This window comes from Streptomyces hygroscopicus subsp. hygroscopicus, from assembly GCF_030269125.1.
GTDB lineage: Bacteria > Actinomycetota > Actinomycetes > Streptomycetales > Streptomycetaceae > Streptomyces > Streptomyces hygroscopicus_C.
Window position 1 is genome coordinate 203,833 of the sequence record NZ_BSSM01000001.1, and the last position, 20,185, is coordinate 224,017.

14 protein-coding genes are annotated in these 20,185 nt (G+C 73.0%); 13 read left to right on the forward strand and 1 reads right to left on the reverse strand.

The features are described from left to right. The first annotated feature begins 613 nt into the window (after nucleotides 1-613). The 6 genes from QSK45_RS00955 to QSK45_RS00980 all read left to right on the forward strand — a co-directional run bounded on the left by QSK45_RS00955 (nucleotide 614) and on the right by QSK45_RS00980 (nucleotide 10,585). Nucleotides 614-4,045, forward strand: coding sequence for a non-ribosomal peptide synthetase (locus QSK45_RS00955; RefSeq protein ID WP_285552221.1), 3,432 nt, complete (start codon nucleotides 614-616; stop codon nucleotides 4,043-4,045). Nucleotides 4,046-4,142: 97 nt separating this feature from the next. Further along, nucleotides 4,143-4,976, forward strand: a complete 834-nt coding sequence (locus QSK45_RS00960; RefSeq protein WP_285552224.1) for an alpha/beta fold hydrolase — start codon at nucleotides 4,143-4,145, stop codon at nucleotides 4,974-4,976. Continuing rightward, a complete protein-coding gene (locus tag QSK45_RS00965; RefSeq protein WP_285552226.1) occupies nucleotides 4,957-5,490 on the forward strand; it encodes a hypothetical protein in 534 nt (177 codons plus the stop codon). Before QSK45_RS00960 ends, QSK45_RS00965 begins: the two co-directional genes overlap by 20 nt. A 28-nt stretch (nucleotides 5,491-5,518) precedes the next feature. Then, nucleotides 5,519-7,522, forward strand: a complete 2,004-nt coding sequence (locus QSK45_RS00970) for a S9 family peptidase (protein ID WP_285553353.1) — start codon at nucleotides 5,519-5,521, stop codon at nucleotides 7,520-7,522. Nucleotides 7,523-7,528: 6 nt separating this feature from the next. Then, on the forward strand, nucleotides 7,529-8,242 hold the full coding sequence (locus QSK45_RS00975; RefSeq protein ID WP_285552228.1) for a thioesterase II family protein: 714 nt from the start codon (nucleotides 7,529-7,531) through the stop codon (nucleotides 8,240-8,242). A gap of 66 nt (nucleotides 8,243-8,308) precedes the next feature. Then, on the forward strand, nucleotides 8,309-10,585 hold the full coding sequence (locus QSK45_RS00980; RefSeq protein ID WP_285552230.1) for an amino acid adenylation domain-containing protein: 2,277 nt from the start codon (nucleotides 8,309-8,311) through the stop codon (nucleotides 10,583-10,585). Between the two features lie 601 nt (nucleotides 10,586-11,186). Here the strand turns inward: QSK45_RS00980 and QSK45_RS00985 are convergent. After that, nucleotides 11,187-12,644 (reverse strand): aminopeptidase P family protein, encoded by a 1,458-nt coding sequence (locus tag QSK45_RS00985; RefSeq protein ID WP_285552231.1) that lies wholly within the window; start codon nucleotides 12,642-12,644, stop codon nucleotides 11,187-11,189. A gap of 324 nt (nucleotides 12,645-12,968) precedes the next feature. Between QSK45_RS00985 and QSK45_RS00990 the strand changes: the two genes are divergently transcribed. Genes QSK45_RS00990 through QSK45_RS01020 form a run of 7 tightly spaced genes read left to right on the forward strand, consistent with a single transcriptional unit; the run spans nucleotide 12,969 to nucleotide 20,177 of the window. Beyond that, nucleotides 12,969-14,222 carry an MFS transporter gene (locus QSK45_RS00990; RefSeq protein WP_285552233.1) on the forward strand — a complete coding sequence of 418 codons (1,254 nt, stop codon included), beginning with the start codon at nucleotides 12,969-12,971 and terminating at the stop codon, nucleotides 14,220-14,222. Next, nucleotides 14,219-15,106: a cupin-like domain-containing protein gene (locus QSK45_RS00995; RefSeq protein WP_395484368.1), complete on the forward strand. Its 888-nt coding sequence runs from the start codon at nucleotides 14,219-14,221 to the stop codon at nucleotides 15,104-15,106. The genes QSK45_RS00990 and QSK45_RS00995 overlap by 4 nt, the downstream gene beginning before the upstream one ends. Beyond that, nucleotides 15,103-16,377 carry an 8-amino-7-oxononanoate synthase family protein gene (locus QSK45_RS01000; protein ID WP_285552235.1) on the forward strand — a complete coding sequence of 425 codons (1,275 nt, stop codon included), beginning with the start codon at nucleotides 15,103-15,105 and terminating at the stop codon, nucleotides 16,375-16,377. The genes QSK45_RS00995 and QSK45_RS01000 overlap by 4 nt, the downstream gene beginning before the upstream one ends. Beyond that, nucleotides 16,374-17,291, forward strand: coding sequence for an HpcH/HpaI aldolase/citrate lyase family protein (locus QSK45_RS01005; RefSeq protein ID WP_285552237.1), 918 nt, complete (start codon nucleotides 16,374-16,376; stop codon nucleotides 17,289-17,291). Before QSK45_RS01000 ends, QSK45_RS01005 begins: the two co-directional genes overlap by 4 nt. Continuing rightward, the gene (locus tag QSK45_RS01010; protein ID WP_285552239.1) at nucleotides 17,288-18,208 is read left to right on the forward strand and encodes an acetaldehyde dehydrogenase (acetylating); all 921 of its coding nucleotides are present in this window, start codon (nucleotides 17,288-17,290) and stop codon (nucleotides 18,206-18,208) included. The genes QSK45_RS01005 and QSK45_RS01010 overlap by 4 nt, the downstream gene beginning before the upstream one ends. Continuing rightward, complete coding sequence (dmpG, locus tag QSK45_RS01015; RefSeq protein WP_285552241.1) at nucleotides 18,205-19,215, forward strand: 4-hydroxy-2-oxovalerate aldolase; 1,011 nt, start codon at nucleotides 18,205-18,207, stop codon at nucleotides 19,213-19,215. The genes QSK45_RS01010 and dmpG overlap by 4 nt, the downstream gene beginning before the upstream one ends. Continuing rightward, a complete protein-coding gene (locus QSK45_RS01020) occupies nucleotides 19,212-20,177 on the forward strand; it encodes an ornithine cyclodeaminase family protein (RefSeq protein WP_285552242.1) in 966 nt (321 codons plus the stop codon). The genes dmpG and QSK45_RS01020 overlap by 4 nt, the downstream gene beginning before the upstream one ends. Nucleotides 20,178-20,185 lie beyond the last annotated feature (8 nt).

Consider the following 20,185-nt stretch of genomic DNA (forward strand, 5'->3'; position numbering starts at 1 on the left):
CGGTGAAGGACCCGTCATCACCGAGCCGTGGAGCGCTAATTCCGGCTCACCCGACATCCCGCGCAGGGAGATGGTGACGCGTTCCCCCGGCAGACGCTTCGGCGCGAGACGCAACCAGCGATCCGTCGTGGTCGCGGGGACGGGTGCGGGAGTAGCGGCGACAATGTCGTCCCAGGAGCCGGGAACACCTGGCTCCGCTTCAATCGCTAATGCGGCTTTCGTCGTTTCTGGCTCGCCAAGATGCCGAACATGAGGCATGGGTAGATCCCCCGTCGCGCACAGATCCATCACAGACACCGGCCCGAATGATCGATGCAGTCAAACACACAGCCGAGAGCGAGGCAAGAGGATCATCGTCAAACCCGCGACCGTGCGGAGATGTCCCGATTTCCCGTTATGTCGACTTCGCCTTGAGTAGAAGTCGCCTCGGGCTATTGACGGGGCGGCTGTTGACTCCCCGCGACGGTCCGTGATTAGCTCCCGAACCATCTGCCACTAATCTCCTCTTACCCCTGCCGGTCCGGCCTGCCCTCATGCGTGCGGCCACTCCGGATTTTGTCAAAACATTTATTCCTGCCCACCTGAGCATCTGAACGCCCTAAGGAGTCGCAGGATGGCTCATCTCCTTGAGGAACTCGCGCTTTCGGTACTCCCCGGGGAGGCGGACACGGCCGCACTCGCCGAACTGAGCTTTGTGCGACTGGGTGGCGACTCCCTGCGGGCGATGCACTTGGTCTCGCTCGCCGAGGAAAAGCTCGGTGTCGCCGTTCCCCTCGGGCGGCTGCTGGCGGACGAGCCGTTGCACGCGGTCCTCGCGGACGCGGCCGGAGCGGGGACCGCGACCGGCCCCGGGGAGCCTCGTCCCGGCGCCGAGCCCGCTCCCGCCGGCGAGCGGCGCCGGATCGACGAACCCGCCCCTGGAGAGGGGCGGTTGTCGCACGCGCAGCAGGGCATGTGGCTCACCGAGCGGGCGGTCGGCGGCTCGCCGTACAACCTGGTCTTCCTCGCCTTCGCGGAGGGCCCCCTCCGACGGGAGCCGCTGGCCGCGGCGGTGGCCTCGGTGGGCCGCCGGCACGAGAACCTGCGCACCCGCTTCGTGGACGTGGACGGCCGGGTCGACCGGCAGGTGGACGACGAGTTCACGGTCTCGGTCGAGGAGTTGGCCTACGACGCGGAGCGCGACGGGGACTTCGACTCCTTCGACCGGTCGGCGGCGGCCCGGGAGGGGCGGGTGGTGTTCGACCTCGCCGGCGCTCCCCCGCTGCGTTTCCTCTTCGCGTCGGCCGGACGCGACCGCCACGCCCTGGTGCTGATCGCCCACCACCTGCTGCTCGACGGCTGGTCGGTCGGCCTGCTGCTGCGCGAGCTCTTCGACGCCTACGACCGCCCCGACCGGCCGCTGGCGCCCGCCCCCCGGTTCCAGTCCCTGCTGGACCATCAGGAGCACCTCTCCCGCAGCGGGGTGTGGGACCGGCAGGGCACGTTCTGGGAGCGGCATCTCGCGGGCGTCCCCGCGGTGCTGGAGCTGCCGACCGACCGCCGGCGTCCGGAGTTGCAGGACCCGTCCGGCACCCGCGCCCCCTTCGACCTCGGCGCCGAGACCTCCGCCGGGATCGCCGCGCGGGCCAGGGAGTGCGGTGTCACCCCCTTCGCCCTCCTCCTCGGCGGCTACGCCCTCACCCTCAGCCGCTACACCGGCGCCCGGCGGCTGCTGATCGGCGTGCCCCTCGCGGGCCGCACCACCCCCGAACTGCGCGAACTGGTCGCGGTGACGGGCAATCTGGTGCCGGTCAGGGTCGACGTCGACGACGACCACGGCATCGGCGACTACCTGCGCGCCGTGCAGCGCTCTTTGGCCCTCAGCCTCGAACACGGCTCGCTGCCCGTCGACGCGCTGGTCACCCGGCTGGGCATGGGCGGCAGCACCAGCCGCCACCCGCTGGTGCAGTTCTGCTTCGGCATGCACGACCAGCTGGTTCCCCGGCAGCTGGCCACCCGTGATCTCGCCGTGCGGATCGAGGAACTGCACGGCGGTGGCTCGCAGTTCGACGCGACGCTGTTCGTCAGCGACAGCGATCCCTCCTTCGCGGGCAGCCTGGAGTACGCGACCGCCGTGCTGCTTCCGGCGGAGGCGGAGGCGTTCCTCGCCGACTTCGGGGAGGCCGTCGCACGTCTGGCGCAGGACTCGGTGACCGAGATCCTCGAAGACGTGCGGGCCGTGTCCCCGCCCCAACGGGACCGGCTCGACCGGCTGAACCGGACCGAGCAGCCGTATCCGGCGCAGACGGTCGAGGAGTTGTTCCTCGCCCAGGTCGAACGGCAGCCCTCGGCGACGGCCGTGCGCGAGGGCGGACAGACCCTCACCTACGCCGAGTTGGCCGACGCGGCGGCCCGGCAGGCGGCGCGGCTGCACGCCGTCGGGGTCAGGACCGGGGACACCGTGGTGATCGCCCTGGACCGGTCGGTCGCCGAGATCGTGGCCGTCCTGGGCGCGCTGTGGGCCGGAGCCTCCTACCTGGGGATGGATCCGGCCCTGCCCGCGGGCCGTGTCGACCAGATGTTCGAGCGCGTGAAGCCCGCCGCGGTGGTGGCTCGGCCCGGGGCGGATCTGGGACGGCTGGGCGAGATCGGGCTGCCGCTGGTGGAGCCGTGGCCGGCCGGCGCCGAGGACACCGCCGTGCGGCCGGCCGGTGAAGGGGACCCCGACCGGGTCGCCTATCTCGCGTTCACCTCGGGCTCCACCGGTACGCCCAAGGGCGTGCGCGTCCCGCATCGGGCGGTCGCCCGCCTGGTGCACGACGTGCGCTACCTGCGGCTCGGCCCCGGCGAGCGCATGCTGCGGTTCGCGCCGCTGAGCTTCGACGCGTCGACCCTGGAGATCTGGGGCCCGCTGCTGTCCGGCGCGGCGATCGAGGTGATGCCGGCCGGGCTGCCCACGCCGGGCGAGATCGGCGGCTTCCTGCGGCGGCGCGGGGTGACGGTGTGCTGGCTGACGTCGGGGCTGTTCCGGCTGGTGGCCGACTTCGCCCCGGACGGGTTCACCGGCGTACGGCACGTACTGACCGGCGGGGACGTGGTGCCCGCCCGCCAGGTGGCCGAACTCCTCGCACGTCACCCGCACCTGCTCGTCACCAACGGGTACGGCCCGACGGAGAACACCACCTTCTCCACCGTGCACACCGTCGGACGCGCCGAGGACGTCGAGGACCCGCTGCCCATCGGCGTCCCGGTGCCCCGCTCCGGCGTCCACGTCCTGGACGAGCGCGGCCGGCTGCTCCCGCCCGGAGCCGCCGGGGAGCTGTACGTGAGCGGGGACGGGCTGGCCCTCGACTACGCCGGAGACCCGGACGGGACCGGGGAGCGCTTCGGGCACTTCTCGGCGGACGTCCCCGAACGCCTCTACAGGACCGGCGACCTGGTCCGCCTGGACTCCAGGGACCGGGTGCGGTTCCTCGGCCGGGTGGACGACCAGGTCAAGATCCGCGGCTTCCGGATCGAACCCGGCGAGATCGCGGCCGCGCTGCGCGAACACCCCGGGGTGCGGGACGCGGCCGTGGTGGTCGGCGACGACGGCGGCGTGAGCAGGCAACTCCTCGCCGCGTGCGTCCCCGAGGACCCCGGCTCCGCCCCCTCGACGGCCGAACTCAGCGCGTTCCTCGACGAGCGGCTGCCCGCGTACATGGTGCCGGGGCTGTGGGCGATCGTGGACCAGATCCCGGTGACCGCCAACGGCAAGACCGACCGCGCCCGGCTCGCCGGGCTCGGCCGGGTGGCCGCCGAGCCCGCCGCACCGGCCGGACAGGACGCACGGCGGCCCGAGGTCGCCCGCTTCCTCTGCCAGGTCCTGGAGCGGGACGAGCTGGGCGACGACGACAACTTCTTCGACGTGGGCGGCAACTCGACCCGCGCGGTCCGCCTCGTCGGGCTGCTCCGAAGGGAGTTGGGCGTCGAGGTGGGGCTGCGGGACTTCCTGCGGTCGCCGACCCTGGCCGGCCTCCTGCGCACCATCGCCCGGAGCTCCGGGCCGGCGCCGGGTACGAGGTGATCCGCGGCGCCCTCCGCTGTCCGCCCCGCCCCCCGGCCACGCGAAACGAGCCGTGCCGAACCACCCCCCACCGCCCAGCCCCATGGAGTTCGCCGTCGTGCCACTCGCCAGGATCAACGGAACGGACCTCTCGTACGCGGTCGACGGCGACCGGGGCGCCCCGGTGCTCCATGTCGCCGGCTCCGGTCAGTCGTCGGTCGTCTGGGAGATGCAGACCGTGCCGGCGCTGCTGGCGGCCGGCTACCGCACCGTCGTCTTCGACAACCGGGGCATGCCGCCCTCGGCGGTGCCCGCCGCCCCGTACACGTGGGAGGACCTGGTCGGGGACACCATCGGTCTGATGGAACACCTCGGCATGGGGCCCTTCCACGTGATCGGGTCGTCGCTCGGCGGCCTCGTCACCCAGGCGGTGGCCCTGCGCCGGCCCGACCTGGTCCGCTCCGTCACCTTCCTCCAGGGCTGCGGTGACCTCTCCCCCGCCGCCGTACCGGTGCTCGAAGCCACGGCGGAGCTGTACAAGCTGGACCCGCCGCCCCCGGCCGCGCTGCGCTGGCTCGCCGCCGACGGGCTGGTCCCGCCCACGCGTTGGCACGACGCCCGCGCGGTGGCCGAGGCGCGGGAGCTGACGGCCGAGATCATCGCCGGGCCGGCCGACGCCGGCGTGGTCGGACAGACCGCCGCGACCCTTCAGTGGGCCCGCGAGGACCATCTGACCGAACTCGCCGGGCTCACGGTCCCCGCCCTGGTGGTCGCCTCCGAGTGGGACCGCATGTTCCCGCCGGCCCTGCTCCGGCGCGCCGTCGAGACGATGCCGGACGCCCGCTACCTGGAGATCGACGGGGCGGCGCACGTCCCGACCGGCCACTCCGCCACGATCGCCGCCGCGATCCTGGAATTCCTCAAGGAGATCGGTGAACCCTCAGCAGACTGAGCCCGCGCCCGCCCCCGGGACCGGCCCCCTCGCCCTCGCCTTCAACAAGTTCGCCCTCTTCGCCTCGATGTCCGCCCAGGCCAACCCGGGCATCGCCCCCTGCGTCCTCGCCGTCGGCGAGGTCGAGGCCGCGCTCCGTGCGGCGCTCGCGCGGCGCGGGCTCGCCGTGCTCGGGGTGACCGCGCACGACGTCGTCCGCGAGGACCCGGCGGCCCTCGGCGGCCGTCGGCGCTTCCCCGGCGCCTACGTCGAGCCGGCCTGCCCCCAGCTGGACGAGGTACCGGCCGCCCGGCTGATCGGCTCGCTGGCCGACCTCGTCGTCCCGCACGGCGCCGTCCTCCTCGCGGGTCCGCAGCGGTGCGCGGAAGTACGGGAACTGCTCGCGTCCTGCGGACTGCACGACAGCGACGACCCCCGGGCGGGCACCCATCTGCTGGCGCGGAAGAAGGACGTCTGCTGCCACGACCGCGACCAGGAATTCCATGACCGCAGCGCCATCTGGTTCGAAGGCTGACTTCGAAGCCGCCGACGAAAGGCTCACCATGACCCGCCCCGCGCACCCGGCCCCCTACGGGACCTGGTCCTCCCCCGTCACCGAGGAGGCGGCCGCCTCACACCCCGGCCGGGCCGAATGGCTCGGCTGCGTCGGGGACGAGGTGTGGTGGACCGAGCTGCGCCCGAGCGAGGGCGGCCGGCAGGCCCTGCTGTGCCTGCGCGACGGACAGCAGCATGACGTGCTGCCCGCGCCCTGGAACGTCCGCAACAGCGTGCACGAGTACGGCGGCCGGCCCTGGACCTGTCACGAGCGCGCGACCGGGGGCCCGCTCGTCGTGTTCACGCATCACGCGGACCAACGGCTGTACGCGTACGCCCCGGCGCGCGACGAGGCGCCCCGGGCGCTGACGCCGGTGGCCGCGGCGGGTGAGGGACGCAGGCTGCGCTGGTGCGCGCCCCGCGTCGGGCCGGGCGGCGGTGAGGTCTGGTGCGTCCTGGAGGAGCACACGGGTCCGCAGCCGGGCGATGTCCGCCGCGTCCTCGCGGCCGTACCGCTGGACGGCTCGGCTGCCCGGGACCGCGGCAGGATCAGGGAACTGACCGACGACGGGCCCCGGTTCCTCACGGGTGTGGTGCTGTCGCCGGACGGCGGACGGGCGGCGTGGCTGTCGTGGGATCACCCGGACATGCCGTGGGACGCGACGGCGCTGCACCTCGCCGAGGTCGATGCCGGCGGGGGCCTGCGCGAGCGGCGGACGCTGACGCTCACGTCGGACGGGGGCGGGCAGGCCGTCGCGTCCCGCGAGTCCATCGCCCAGGTGGAGTGGTACACCGCCGACGAGCTGATCGTCAGCACCGACCGCAGCGGCTGGTGGAACCTGCACCGGGTGGACGCCGCCACGGGCCGGGCGCGCAACCTGTACCCGGCCCGGGAGGAGTTCGCCGGGGCGCTGTGGCAGGTGGGCATGGAATGGTTCCGGGTGCTTCCGGACGGCCGGATCGCCGTCCTGCACGGGCACGGTCGGCTCGCCCTCGGCATCCTCGACCCCGGCACGGGGACGCTGACCGACGTGGCGGGGCCGTGGACCGAGTGGGCACCCACGCTGGCGGTACGGGGCGACCGCGTCTTCGGTGTGGCCGCGGGACCGGCGTCCGGCTACGAGGTCGTGGAGACGTCGGCCCGCACCCTGGCCCCGAAGGTCGTCTCCGCCTCCCCCGGGGCCGGCCTCGATCCGGCCTACTGCCCGCTGCCGGAGCCGCGCACCTTCGAGGGCGCGGACGGACGCGAGATCCAGGCGTGCCTCTACCGTCCCCGCAACCCCGACTTCACCGGCCCGGAGGGTGAGAGGCCACCGTTCGTGGTGTGGGTGCACGGCGGCCCGACCGCCCGGACACCGAAGGCCCTCGACGTCCAGATCGCCTACTTCGCCTCACGGGGCATCGGCGTCGTGGTCGTCGACTACAGCGGCTCCACCGGCTACGGCCGCGCCTACCGGGAACGGCTGCGCGGCCAATGGGGGGTCGGCGACGTCCAGGACTGCGCCGACGTCGTCTCGGCGCTCGTGGCGGAGGGACTGGCCGACCCCGCGCGGGTGGCGATCCGCGGCGGCAGCGCCGGGGGCTGGACCGCCGCGGCCTCCCTGGCCTCTCCGCTCGCCGGGGGCCGCTACGCGTGCGCGGCGATCTACTACCCGCTGCTCGACGCGGCCGCCACCGTCACGGGTGAGACCCACGACTTCGAATCGCGTTACGTGGAGGGGCTGATCGGCCGCCCGGACGAGGTCCCGGAACGCTTCGTCGAGCGCTCCCCCATCCACCACGCCGAGCGCGTCACCACGCCCTTCGCGCTCTTCCACGGCGCCGAGGACCCGGTCTGCCCGGCGGCCCAGTGCGATCGTTTCCTGGCCCGCGTCAAGAACCCGGACCTGGTGCGCACCCATCTCCTGTTCGAGGGCGAAGGCCATGGATTCCGCCGCGAGGAGAACATCATCGCCGCGCTGGAAGCAGAACTGCGCCTGTACCTCGACACGTTCAGCCCTTCGGAAGGTTGACCACGCATGGACGGTTCCCGTTCGGACATCCTGCTCTGCTTTCCGCCGGCCGGTGGCGGACCCAGTTTCTTCGCCCCCTGGAACGGGGCCTCGTCCGTCTTCGACGTGGCCCCGATCGATCTGCCCGGAAAGGAGAAGCTGCTGTTCGAAGAACCCGTCGACAGCGTTCCGGGGCTCGCCCGCGCCATACTCCCCGCCGCGATCACGGCGGTTGCCGACCGGCGCCGGATCACCCTCTTCGGGCACTGCTTCGGCGCGATCGTCGCGTACGAGCTGGCCCGGCTCCTCGAAGTGGAATGCCCCACCCGGGAGTTGGTCCTCTTCGCCAGCGGATCCGCCGCCCCCGGCGAGATCCCCTGGACGCGTGCGGCGGACCTGCCCGACGAGGGCCTCCTGAACCAGGTCGGCCTGAACGCCGGCGAGCCGCGGTCCATCCCCGAGGACCCCGAACTGCGCGAACTGATCCTGCCGGCCCTGCGCGCGGACGTGACCGCGCACGAGTCGTACGAGCCCCCCGCCGACCCCCTCGCCTCCTGCTCCGTCGTCACCGTGCGCGGCGAGCGCGACGCGCTCGTGGACGCCGAAGCCGCGGCCCGCTGGCGGGACTTCACGACGGGCCGGTTCGGTTCCTTCGAGCTTCCCGGCAGCCACATGTACCTGACCGAGCAGTGGGGGCCGCTGATGGCCCACCTGGAGAAGGAACTCGGCGGCGGAGCCTGATCCACGCGCCGCGGTTCCCCCGTGCGCGGTCGACACGATCTTCGAGGACGTTGGGAGTTGGAGCGGATGCGTGCACAGCGGTCGTCGAACGCCGGGGCCGGCACCCCGGTCGATCCACCACAGGACTTACTGGCGGCGGCCGTGCTCGCGGTCTCCCGCTTCGCCGGACAGCGGGACGTCGAGGTCCGGGTGGGCCTCGGCGACTACCAGGCGGTGGACGTCCGGGCGGAAGAAGGGACGACCGTCGGCGCGTACCGGGAAGCCCTGCTGCGCCACTACGAGAAGGTCACGGCACCGGCCGGTCAGGACGTTCCCGCCCGGCTCCTCGTGGAAGCCGCGGAGGAGGACGCCGGGCACCCGTCGCTCGTCGTGACCCGGGACCCCGACGGCGGCCGGACCTCGGTGACCGCCGGGCCGGGTGACGTACCCGCGTGGCTGGCGGAGCGGCTGGGCGCCGGCGTGAGCCATCTGCGCGACCAGCTCACGGACCCCGCGCGGCAGCACCGGACGCTCGCCGAGATACCGCTCCAAGGACCGGACGGGGAGCGGGAGTCCGTGTCGCTCGGCCGCGCTCCGGAGCTTTCCGTGGACCTTCCGGCGAGCATCCCGGCCGCCTTCGCCGCGCAGGCCGAGCGCACTCCCGACGCCGTGGCCGTGGCGGATGCCGACGGGCGGGTCCGCTACCGGGAACTGGACGAGTGGGCCGACGAGATCGGCGGCCGGCTGCGGGCGGCCGGTGTGGTCCGCGGCAGCCGGGTGGGCGTGCTCCTGGACCGTTCCGCGGCAACCATCGCCGCCCTGCTGGCCGTTCTCAAGTCCGGGGCGGTCTACGTCCCCATGGACCCGCACGTGCCCGACGAACGGCTCGCGTTCATGGCCGGGGACAGCGGCCTGGCGCTCGTCGTCACCGAGGACGCCGAGCGGGTACGGCCCCTCGGCCTGCCCGCCGTCACCGCCCGGCGGCTCGGGGACGCCGCCCCGGCGCCGGTGCCGCGGAAGGCGGTCGTCGGCGGTGCGGACCCGGCGTACGTCATCTTCACCTCCGGCTCGACGGGCCGGCCCAAGGGCGTCGAGGTCGCGCACCGGAGCGTGCTCAGCCTGGTGGCCGCGACCGCGCCGTCCTTCGGTTTCGGCCCCGACGACGTGTGGACCTGGTTCCACTCCGTGGCGTTCGACTTCTCCGTGTGGGAGATCTGGGGATGCCTGCTCACGGGCGGGCGGCTGGTCGTCGTACCGGAGTCCGTACGACGCGCTCCCGACGAGTTCCGCGCGCTGCTGGCCGAGCAGGGGGTGACGGTGCTGAACCAGACGCCCTCCAGCTTCCTGCAACTGGTGGAACTGGAGTGCCGCGCGCGCACCGAACTCTCCCTCCGGCTGGTCGTGTTCGGCGGGGAGACCCTCGACACGGCGGGCCTGGGACGCTGGTTCGCGGTGCATCCGGCGGCCGAGTGCCGGCTGGTGAACATGTACGGCATCACGGAGACCACCGTCCATGTGACGGCACAGGAGATCACCGGGGAACTGGTGGCCGCCGCCTCCCGGTCGGTCGGCCCGGCGCTGCCCGGCTGGTCCGTCCGCGTGGTGGACGCGCACCGGCGGCCGCTGCCGCCCGGTGCGTCGGGTGAGATCGCGGTGGGCGGGGCGGGTGTCGCCCTCGGGTACGTCAACCGCCCGGAGCTGACCGCCCGGCGCTTCGTCGCCGATCCGGTGGGCGGAGAGCGGATCTACCTCAGCGGTGACCTCGGGCGCATGCTGCCCGACGGCTCCCTGGAACACCTCGGCCGCCTCGACCAGCAGGTCAAACTCCGGGGGCACCGGATCGAGTTGGGCGAGATCCGCGCGGTGCTGCTGGCGCGGCCGGAGGTGCTCGCCGCCGCCGTGGTAGTCCGTCGGCCCGCACCCGGGGACCCGGCCCTGGACCGGCTGGACGCCTATGTCGTGCCCGCCCCGGACGCGGGCCCCTGGAACGCCGAGGAGGTCCGGCGCGGGCTGGCCGCGGCCCTGCCCGACTACATGCTCCCGGCCACGCTCACCGCCGTACCGGCCATGCCACTCACCCCCAACGGCAAGCTCGACGTGGCGGCCCTCCCCGTCCCCCGCGCCGACCGGACCGATGACCCGGTGGACGACACCCAGGCCCTGGTGCTCGCCTGCTGGGACAGGGCGATGGGCCTGGAGGCCGGCCTGGACGAGAACTTCTTCGACATCGGCGGCAACTCCCTGCTCGCCGCCCGCCTCGTCACCGCCCTGCGCGAATCCGGTCTCCCCTCGGCCCGCCTCGCCGACCTCTACCGACATCAGACACCGCGCCTGCTGGCGGCCTTCTATGCGCGATCCCGCTGACACCGCGGCACCGGGCCGACCGGTACACGGCAAGGGCCCTGCCGACCGGCCGGTGAGCCGACCGCGCTGCCGTACGGGCCCCGCCGACCGGCCCGCGAGCGACGCCTGCCGCCGCACGGAGTCCGGCGACCGGCCCGTGAGCCGTGCACGCCACCGCGCCGAACACCGTGAACGACCGGCATGCCCGGCCCAGCCCTCGGGCCGGTCCGCGCGCCGCGCGCCCACCAGCGGCCGGCCGGGGCGGTCGGGGACGGCCCGGCAGGCGACCCGACCGAGACGGGGCGCGGTCTCACGACCGGGACCGGGAACCCGCACCGGCCCGGGACCCGCCACCCACCCCCTCGCGCAACCGCCGACCCGCACACCGTCCCCGGGGCGCTCGGCACACCGCGCACCCGCCCGCGAGCACACCCACGAAGGGCCGACCGTCCGCCCCCGCACACGACAGCCGGCCCACGACCACACCTTCCCGCGGCCCCCGACCTGGGCGACGGTCCCAGCACCACGACCGGGACCGGGAACCCGCACCCGCCTACGGCCGCCGGCCCACCTCCGCGCACAGCCGCCGGCCCGCGCGCACGCCCGGCCGGCGGCAGTCGTGTCAGTCCGCGAGTCCCGCCATCCAGGCCTCGACCTCCTCCGAGCGGCGGGGCAGCGCGAGCGACAGGTTCTCGTTGCCCGACTCGGTGACGAGGATGTCGTCCTCGATGCGCACGCCGATGCCCCGGTACTCCTCGGGCACGGTGAGGTCGTCGGCCTGGAAGTAGAGGCCCGGCTCGACGGTCAGGACCATGCCGGGCTCCAGGGTGCCTTCGACGTACATCTCCCTGCGGGCCGCGGCGCAGTCGTGGACGTCGATGCCGAGCATGTGCCCGGTGCCGTGCATCGTCCAGCGGCGCTGGAGGCCGAGCTCCAGGACCTTGTCCACCGAGAGGTCGCCCAACAGGCCCCAGGAGACGAGGTGTTCGGCGAGCACGCGCTGCGCCTCGCGGTGGTAGTCGCCGTACCCGGCGCCAGGGCGCACCGCGGCGATGCCGGCCTCCTGGGCCTCGTACACCGCGTCGTAGATCCTGCGCTGGAGCGGGGTGAACGTCCCGCTGACCGGCAGGGTGCGGGTGATGTCGGCCGTGTAGAGGTTGCGGGTCTCCACTCCGGCGTCGAGGAGCAACAGGTCGCCGGGGCGCACCGGGCCGTCGTTGCGCACCCAGTGGATCGTGGTGGCGTGCGGACCGGAGGCGCAGATCGATGCGTAGCCGACGTCGTTGCCCTCGACCCGGGCGCGCAGGAAGAACGTGCCCTCGATGTAGCGCTCCGAGGTGGCCTGCGCCCGGTCGAGGACCCGTACGACGTCCTCGAAGCCGCGCGCGGTCGCCTCGCAGGCGAAGCGCAGGTCGGCGATCTCGAAGTCGTCCTTGACGCGACGCATCTCGGAGAGGAACACCCGCAGTTCCTCGTCGCGCTCGGCCGTCACCTTGTCGCTGAGGGCGTCCTCGACGACCGCGTCGTGACCGCGCAGCACCCGGACCGGTCCGGTGGCCTCGCGCAGCACGTCCGGCAGGGTGCGGACGTCCTCGCAGGGCAGGCCGAGCAGTCGGGCGTTCTCGGTGAGGCTGTTGCGGCGGCCGTCCCACAGTTCGCCGCGGTCGGAGAGCCAGAACTCCCCGTTCTCGCGGTCCGACCGGGGCAGCAGATAGGCGGTCCCGGCGTGGCCGCCGTCCGCGAGGGGCTCCAGGACCAGCACGCCGTTCTCGGTCTGGTCGCCGGTCAGATAGGCGTAGTCGGAGGAGGGCCGGAAACGGTAGTAGGTGTCATTGGCGCGGACCTTGAGCCGGCCGGCCGGGACGACCAGGCGCTCGCCGGGGAAGCGGGCGGACAGCGCGGCGCGGCGGCGGGCGGTGTGGGCGGCCTGCGGTATCGGCCGCAGGTCGTCGCGCTCGGTGTCGGCCCAGCCCTGGTTCATGTTGGCGGCGAGTTCATCGCTGATCCCGCGGTCAAGGCCGTTCTTCCGCTGTTTGACTGGCTCGCCGGACGTCCGCTCGGTCACGTTTTCCTCCTGCATCGAATCGGTCGGGACCGCCCGTTCACCTGCGGTCGTCCGTCATCGTATGGGGAAATAAATCACCGTCGCACAGGAAGTCCGGAACAGCCGGGTCCGTGTCCCGGCACCGGCATCAGATTTCCCAACTCATCTGACGAATATAAGCCGTTGACACCCTGCGATGATCACCCTACTATCACCACGGCACGGCAGCGGGCGGGGGCGCACCAGATCGGCACGGTCGGCGGGGAAGCGAATAGTTTCCCGACATGTGGCGGAACCGAGTTTCCGGCCCGGATTTGCCAGAGCTTTCCACATGGCCTATTTCACGCCGACAGGAGTGCTGTGTCCGCTGCGGTTTCGGGGTCGCATTCGGGGTTCGGTTCCTATCTGAGACTGCTCCGGTTACCCGGTGCCGCGCCACTGGCCCTGTGGGGCGTGGTCGGCCGGGCCCCGATCGCCATGCGGTCCATCAGCATCCTGATGCTCGTCTCCGCGATGACGGGCTCCATGGCCCGTGCGGGCACCGTGGCGGCGGCCATGCTGCTCGCGCAGGGCGTGGTCAGCCCGCTCCTCGGGCGGACGGCCGACCGGATCAGCCAGCGGCGGGTGCTGCTCGGCGCGGGCGCGGCGCATGTCGCGGGCATGACGCTGCTGCTCCTCGCCATCACGCTGAAGGCCCCGCTGGTGCTGATGATCCTGGCGGCCGTGGCGTCCGGCTGCACCTCGGTGTCGTTCACCTCGTTCATGCGCGCGCGATGGGCCGCGATGGTCGAGGCGGAGGCGCTGCGCACGGCGTACGCCATGGAGTCCATCCTGGACGACACGATCTTCCTGCTCGGGCCGCTCGTGGTCACCGTGCTGGCGTCGGCCGTGCACCCGGCCGCCGGGCTGGTCGCCTGCGGGCTGCTGACGCTCGCCGGTTCCGTCGCGGTCGCACTGCACCGGCGCTCCGAGCCGGCACCGCAGGGCGCGGCCGGGCGGGGCGGCGAGCGCGCCATCAAGGTGCCCGGCGTGTGGGTGCTGATGCTCTGCTACGCGGGGATGGGCTTCCAGTTCGGCGCGGTCGACGTCACCATGATCGCGTTCGCCAAGGAGCAGCACGAACCCGGGCTCGGCGGTGTGTTCCTGGCCCTGATCTCGGTCGGCAGCCTGATCGCGGGCGCCGTCTACGGCGCCGTCAACTGGCGGCTGACCCAGGCCCGTCTGCTGACGGTCACCTGCGGCGTGCTCACGCTGGGCGTGCTCCCGCTCGCCTTCGCCCCCTCCTCCCTCGTGATGGGCTTCCTCGCCGTTCTCGCCGGGGTCGCGATCTCCCCGGGACTGATCGCGGGCAGCACGCTCCTCGAATCGGTCTGCCCCAAGGGCGCGTTGTCCGAGGGATTCTCCTGGCTCACCAGTGCCGGCGCCCTCAGCATCGCCACGGGCACGGCGGCGGGGGGCCGGCTGGCCGACTCCTTCGGGTCCGCGGCGGGGGCCTGGGCGGGGGTCGGGGGCGGGCTCTTCGCCCTGGCGCTGGCCGTCCTGGGGCAGCCGGCGCTGCGCGGCGAACGGCCGGTGGTGGAACACGCTCCGGAATGGGCGGTGCAGGAACAATGAGCGGAGAGGGAAGAGTTGTGGACGCAAGCGAGCCGGTCCGGACGAAGAGTGGCCTCGGCGGTCTGCCCGTGCCGCGGCTGTCGTTCGAGGAGTTCATGGCCTTCGGACGGGACGCCCTGATCCGGGCCGACGTCCCCGTGGTGATCACCCTGCCGGGCGGCACCGAAGGCATGGGCAAGGAGGGGGTGGCCGAGCTGCTCGGGCAGCTGCCGGTGACCCTGTTCACCGAGCCCAGCGACAAGCAGAACCCCGAGCGCTGGACCACCAGGGAGATCCGGCTCGCGGAGTTCTTCGCCGACGACACCTACCAGAAGGACGCGAGCACCTGGAACCGCGTCGTGTCCAACATCCGCAACCGGCCGTCCGACGTGAACAGGATCCTCGGCTTCGACGCGGGGAAGCTGTTCGACTACCGTCGCGCGCTCAACGCGGCCAACCTGTGGATCAGCCACCGCGGGGTGTTCACCCAGAGCCACTTCGACGAGCTGGAGAACTTCAACGTCGCCCTGGAGGGCCGCAAGCGGTTCGTCATGGCGCCCCCGGGCTCTCGCGCCTACTACCCGCGCTCGCTGAAGAAGGGATTCGGCGACAAGTCGCAGGTCTTCGACTTCGACGACGTGGACTGGGCGCGCTACCCGAAGCTCGCGGCCAAGCTCGTCCAGCGCCGTGAGGTCATCCTGGAGCCCGGACAGATGCTCTATCTGCCGCTGGGCTGGTGGCACCAGGCGGAGTCGCTGGACGAGATGAACATCAACGTGAACTTCTGGCTGCGCGACCCGAAGATCCTGCGCCGGCCGTACGTGCTCGGCGTGGCGGTCTACACCGCGGTCTTCCGCAAGCTCAAGGGCGTCTACAACTACGAACCGGCACAGGCGGCGTCATGACCGAGCGCATCTCCATCACCCCCACCCACCGGTACCGCAACAACGACAAACTCATCGGCATCGGCAACGAGTTCTGGGACATGTCGGAGCGCAACGGCCTGGCCGGTATCGTGGCCGACCTGGACTCCGGTGTGCTGCGCACCACCGAGGGACACGAATTCGTGGCGGACGGACACGAGTTCGTCAACTTCAGCTGCTGCTCCTACCTCGACCTGGACTCCCACCCCAAGGTGATCGAGGGCGGCATCGACGCCATGCGCCGCTACGGCGTCCTGGACCACTGCATCGCCCGCAGCCGCGTGCAGATCCCCGCGATGCTGGAGCTGGAGGACTCCCTCGGCGAGCTGTTCGGCGCCCATGTGGTGTGCTCCATCGCGGCGAGCACGGCCACGTTCGGGCTGCTGCCGCTGATCGCCTCCGGTCATCTGGGCGACGGCACCCGGCCACTGATGATCTTCGACAAGAACGCGCACATCTCGATGGCGAACCTCAAGCCGGTCTGCGCGGACGAGACCGAGGTCGTCACCTCGCCCCACCACGACCTCGACTTCATCGAGGACGCGTGCAGGAAGTACGCGCGCGTCGCCTACGTCTGCGACGGCAGCGACAGCCTGGGCGGCTACGCACCGGTCAAGGAGCTGGCCGAACTCCAGGACAAGTACGGCCTGTTGGTCTACTACGACGACTCGCACTCGCTGTCGGCCTACGGCGAGCGAGGCGTCGGGTACGTGCGCACGCACAGTCCGGTGCTGGACGAGCGCACCATCGTGGTGGTCACCCTGAACAAGGCGTTCGGCACCAGCGGCGCGGCCATCGTGCTGGACGGGTACGAGAAGGAGACGCTGCGGATCATCGAGCGGTTCGGCGGCGCCCTGAACTACTCCCAGCTGCTGAACACGGCCGCGGTCGGCGCGGGCCTCGCCTCCGCCGAAATCCACCGCACGCCCGAACTGACGACGTTGCAGAACCGGTTGTACCGCAACATCGAACTCTTCGACTCCCTCGTGCACACCGAGCAGACCGGCAGCACCTACCCGATCCGGCTGGTGCCGATGACCGACGAGACGGTGATCGAGGCCGGGCGGCGGGTCTTCGAGGAGGGGTTCTACGTCTCCCCGGTGTTCTTCCCGATCGTCGCCCGCGGCACGGCGGGCCTGCGCGTGATGATGCGCGCGGGTCAGACCGAGGAGCAGATCCGCGCGCTGTGCGCCGTCCTCACCGAGGTCGGTGCCTCCCCCGCGATACCCGCGCCCGGGGAGGCCATCCGATGACGGACGCCACCCGGGCGCTGCCGCGCAGCATCCTGTACACGCCCGCGCTGTCCCTCGACCGGGTCGTCAAGGCCTGGTCGTACGACGCCGACGTGCATGTGATCGACCTGGAGGACGCCGTCCCGCCACCCGGGAAGGCGGCGGCCCGCGAGGTGTGCCGGGCGGCGCTGGAGAAGGCGCCCGCCCCGGCGAACACCGGGGTGCGCGTCAACCCGATGGGCACATTGGAGGCCGTGCACGACCTGCTGCTGCTCGCCGAGTCTCCGGTCCGGCCGGGCATCGTGGTGATGACCATGGTGGAGTCGCCGGTCGAGGTACGGCTGCTGCGGGACATCCTCGCCTCGGCCGGGGCGCACCCGGAGATCTATGTGACGGTGGAGACCCCGGCCGCCGTCCGCGCCGTGGACGGCATCGCCGAGGCGGCCGACGGGCTGATCCTCGGCTCGGCCGACCTGGCCGCGTCCCTGGGGGTCGAGATCACCTGGGCCGGCATGCTCGCCGCCCGCCAGGCGATGGCCCTGGCCTGCGCGCGGTACGGCACGGCCTGCATCGACACCGCCAACTTCCGACTCGACGCGCCCGAGGTGCTGGCCGAGGAGATCGAACGGATACGGGAGCTGGGCTTCCACGGCAAGGTGGCGGTGCATCCGGGCGAACTCGCCCCGATCAACCGGGCGTTGCGGCCCGACGCGGCGGAACTGCGCCAGGCCCGCCGGGTCACCGAGGCGGTCCGGGCGGCGGACGGGGGCGTGGCGCTGCTGGACGGCGCCATGGTCGGGCCGCCGTTCGCCCGCAGAGCGCGGATGACGGTGGAGCGCGGCGACGCGTGGAGCGTGCGGTTCGCCAGGTCGGCGCCGCGGAAGGCGGACGCGCTGGCGGACGCGGGGGCGGCGGACTCGGGGGTGGTGCGATGAGCGTCACCGACGACAGGGCCGTGGGCACGGCCCCGGCCGCCTCCGTCGCCGTCATCGGCACCGGCGCCATCGGCCAGGACCTGGTCTCCAAGATCCGGCGCTCGGCCGTGCTGGAGTGCGCCCTGGTGGCCGGGCGCGACCCCGAGTCCGCGGGGCTGCGGCGCGCCGCCGGGCTCGGCTGTCCGACCAGCGCGGAAGGGATCGACGCGATCCTCGCCGCGCCCCGCCCCTTCGACGTGGTCTTCGACGCCACCAACGCGCGGGCGCACGCCGAACACTGGCGACTGCTGCGGTCGTACGACACGCTGCTGATCGACCTGACCCCGAGCAAGATCGGGCAGATGGTGGTGCCGACCGTGACCGGCGTACACGCGCCGCCCGAGGGCAACGTCAGCCTGATCAGCTGCGGTGGCCAGGCCTCGATCCCGGTGGCGCACGCCCTCGCCGACCGGTTCGACGTGCGCTACTTCGAGGTCGTCTCGACCGTCGCCAGCGGCGTCGCGGGCCGGGCCACCCGGCTCAACCTGGACGAGTACGTCGCGACGACCCAGCAGGCGCTGACCGCGTTCACCGGCGTGGGCGCCACCAAGGCGATCCTCAACATCAGCCCGGCCGCGCCGCCGGCGGCGTTCCGCACCACCGTGCACGCGCTGGCGCCCGCGGCCGACGCCGAGACGGTGCGGGCCGTGGTGGCCGAAGCGGCCGAGCGGGTGAGGGAGTTCGCGCCCGGCTACCGGGTCCTCGCCTGTGACGTGCGCGGCGAGCTGATCGTCGTCTCCCTCGAAGTCGACGCCGACAGCGAGGTGCTGCCCGCCTACGCGGGAAACCTGGACATCATCGACGCGGCCGCGGTGCTGGTCGCCGAGCAGCACGCGGCCCGGCTCGCCCCGGCCGCCCAGCAGGGGGTGAGCCGGTGAACGCCGTGGTGATCCACGACCCCACACTGCGCGACGGCCAGCACGCGGTGCGCCATCAGCTCGGCGTGGACGCGCTGCGCGGCTACGCGGCGGCGGCCGACGCCGCGGGGGTCCCGGTGGTGGAGGTGGGGCACGGCAACGGCCTCGGCGCCTCCTCCCTCCAGGTCGGCCGCGCCGCCGTGCCCGACGACCTGATGCTGTCCACCGTGCGCGAGGCCCTCCAGCACAGCCGGATGGCGGTGTTCCTGCTGCCCGGCTGGGGCACCTCCGACGATCTGCGCCGGGCCCTGAGACACGGTGCGGACGTGGTGCGCGTCGGCGTGCACTGCACCGAGGGCTCCCTCGCCGAGCGGCACCTGGGCTTCCTCGCCGAGCAGGGCGCCGAGGCGCACTGCGTGCTGATGATGAGCCACATGGCCTCCCCGGCCGAACTCGCCGAGAACGCGGCCCGTGTCGTCGGCTACGGAGCCCGCGCGGTCGGCATCATGGACTCCGCGGGGCACTTCCTGCCCGACGACGTCGGCGAGCGCATCGGCGCCATCCGGGCCGCCGTCGACGTGCCGGTGATCTTCCACGGGCACAACAACCTCGGCATGGCGGTGGCGAACTCGGTCGCCGCCGCGCAGGCCGGCGCCGGGATCATCGACGGCTGCGCGCGCGGTTTCGGCGCGGGCGCCGGCAACACCCAACTCGAGGTGCTGGTACCGGTGCTGGAGCGCACCGGGTTCCACACCGGCATCGACCTGTACGCGCTGCTGGACGCCGCCGAGTTCGCCGAGCACAAGCTCATGCCGGCGCCCCCCGTCACCGGTTCGCTCAGCATCGTCAGCGGGCTGGCCGGGGTCTTCTCAGGGTTCAAGCACCAGGTCCTGGAGCAGGCCCGGCGGGCGGGCGTCGACCCCCGCGACGTCTTCTTCGAACTCGGCAGGCGACAGGCCATCGCCGGGCAGGAGGACATGATCGGGGACGTGGTCGCGGAGCTGAGCGCGCGGGAGGCGGTCGCGTGAGCGGGCCGGCGTCCCCCGTCTTCCTCACCGCCGAGGACATGACCGGCACCGAACGGCTGCTGCGGGTGGTCGACACGCTCGCCGATGCCTTCGCCGACCTGTCCGCCGGGCGCACGTCCTCTCCCCCGCGTACGGTCGTCCCGCACCGGGGCGGAGGGGAGCTGCTGGCGGCGGCCTCCGTGTGGGAGCGGCACGGCGTGGGCACGGTCAAGATCACCACGCTGACGCCGGGCAACCCCGACCGCGGCCTGCCGCTGGTCCACGGGGTCGTCGCCGTCACCGACCTGGCGACGGGCCGTATCACCGCGCTCCTGGACGGCGCCGAGCTGACCGCCGTCCGCACCGGCGCGGTCGCCGCGCTGGCCACCCGGCTGTGCGCCCCCGAGGACGCCGCCGACCTGGCCGTCCTCGGCGCCGGGGTGCAGGCACGCGCCCTGGTGCGGGCCGTGTCCGCGGTGCGCCCGCTCCGCACGGTCCGGGTGTTCTCCCGTACCCCTGAACGCACCGAGCGGTTCGCGCGGTGGGTCCGGGAGACCTCCGGCGGGGCGCTGCGGGTGACCGTGTGCGACACGGTGAGGGAGGCCGTCACCGATGCCGCCGTCATCTGCACGACGACGTCGACCGACGCACCGGAACCCCTGGTCGAGGCCGGCTGGGTGGCCCCGGGCGCCCATCTGAACGTGATCGGCGGCACCCACGAGGACGCGCTGGAGGTGGACCCGGCGCTGCTCGCGGACGCGCTGGTCGTCGTGGAGGAGCGGGCGGCCGCGCACGCGGAGGCAGGCGAGGTGCGGGCCGCGCTGGCCGCGGGCCTGATCGGCCCCGAGGCGCTGTGCGAGCTGGGCGAACTGGTCGGCGGTACGGCCGCGGCGGACGGCCGTACCTCGGTGTTCCGCGGCGTGGGTCTGGCCATCGAGGACACGGCCGCCGCGGCCGCCCTGTGCGCGGGCACCGCACGGTGACGTGCCCG

Excerpts from the sequence above, each read along its gene's own strand:
- QSK45_RS00970 (WP_285553353.1), top strand. The coding sequence starts at position 5,519 with ATGACCCGCCCCGCGCACCCGGCCCCCTACGGGACCTGGTCCTCCCCC.
- QSK45_RS00985 (WP_285552231.1), bottom strand. The coding sequence starts at position 12,644 with ATGCAGGAGGAAAACGTGACCGAGCGGACGTCCGGCGAGCCAGTCAAA.
- QSK45_RS00980 (WP_285552230.1), top strand. The coding sequence starts at position 8,309 with ATGCGTGCACAGCGGTCGTCGAACGCCGGGGCCGGCACCCCGGTCGAT.
- QSK45_RS00955 (WP_285552221.1), top strand. The coding sequence starts at position 614 with ATGGCTCATCTCCTTGAGGAACTCGCGCTTTCGGTACTCCCCGGGGAG.
- QSK45_RS00995 (WP_395484368.1), top strand. The coding sequence starts at position 14,219 with ATGAGCGGAGAGGGAAGAGTTGTGGACGCAAGCGAGCCGGTCCGGACG.
- QSK45_RS01000 (WP_285552235.1), top strand. The coding sequence starts at position 15,103 with ATGACCGAGCGCATCTCCATCACCCCCACCCACCGGTACCGCAACAAC.
- QSK45_RS01010 (WP_285552239.1), top strand. The coding sequence starts at position 17,288 with ATGAGCGTCACCGACGACAGGGCCGTGGGCACGGCCCCGGCCGCCTCC.
- QSK45_RS00975 (WP_285552228.1), top strand. The coding sequence starts at position 7,529 with ATGGACGGTTCCCGTTCGGACATCCTGCTCTGCTTTCCGCCGGCCGGT.
- QSK45_RS01005 (WP_285552237.1), top strand. The coding sequence starts at position 16,374 with ATGACGGACGCCACCCGGGCGCTGCCGCGCAGCATCCTGTACACGCCC.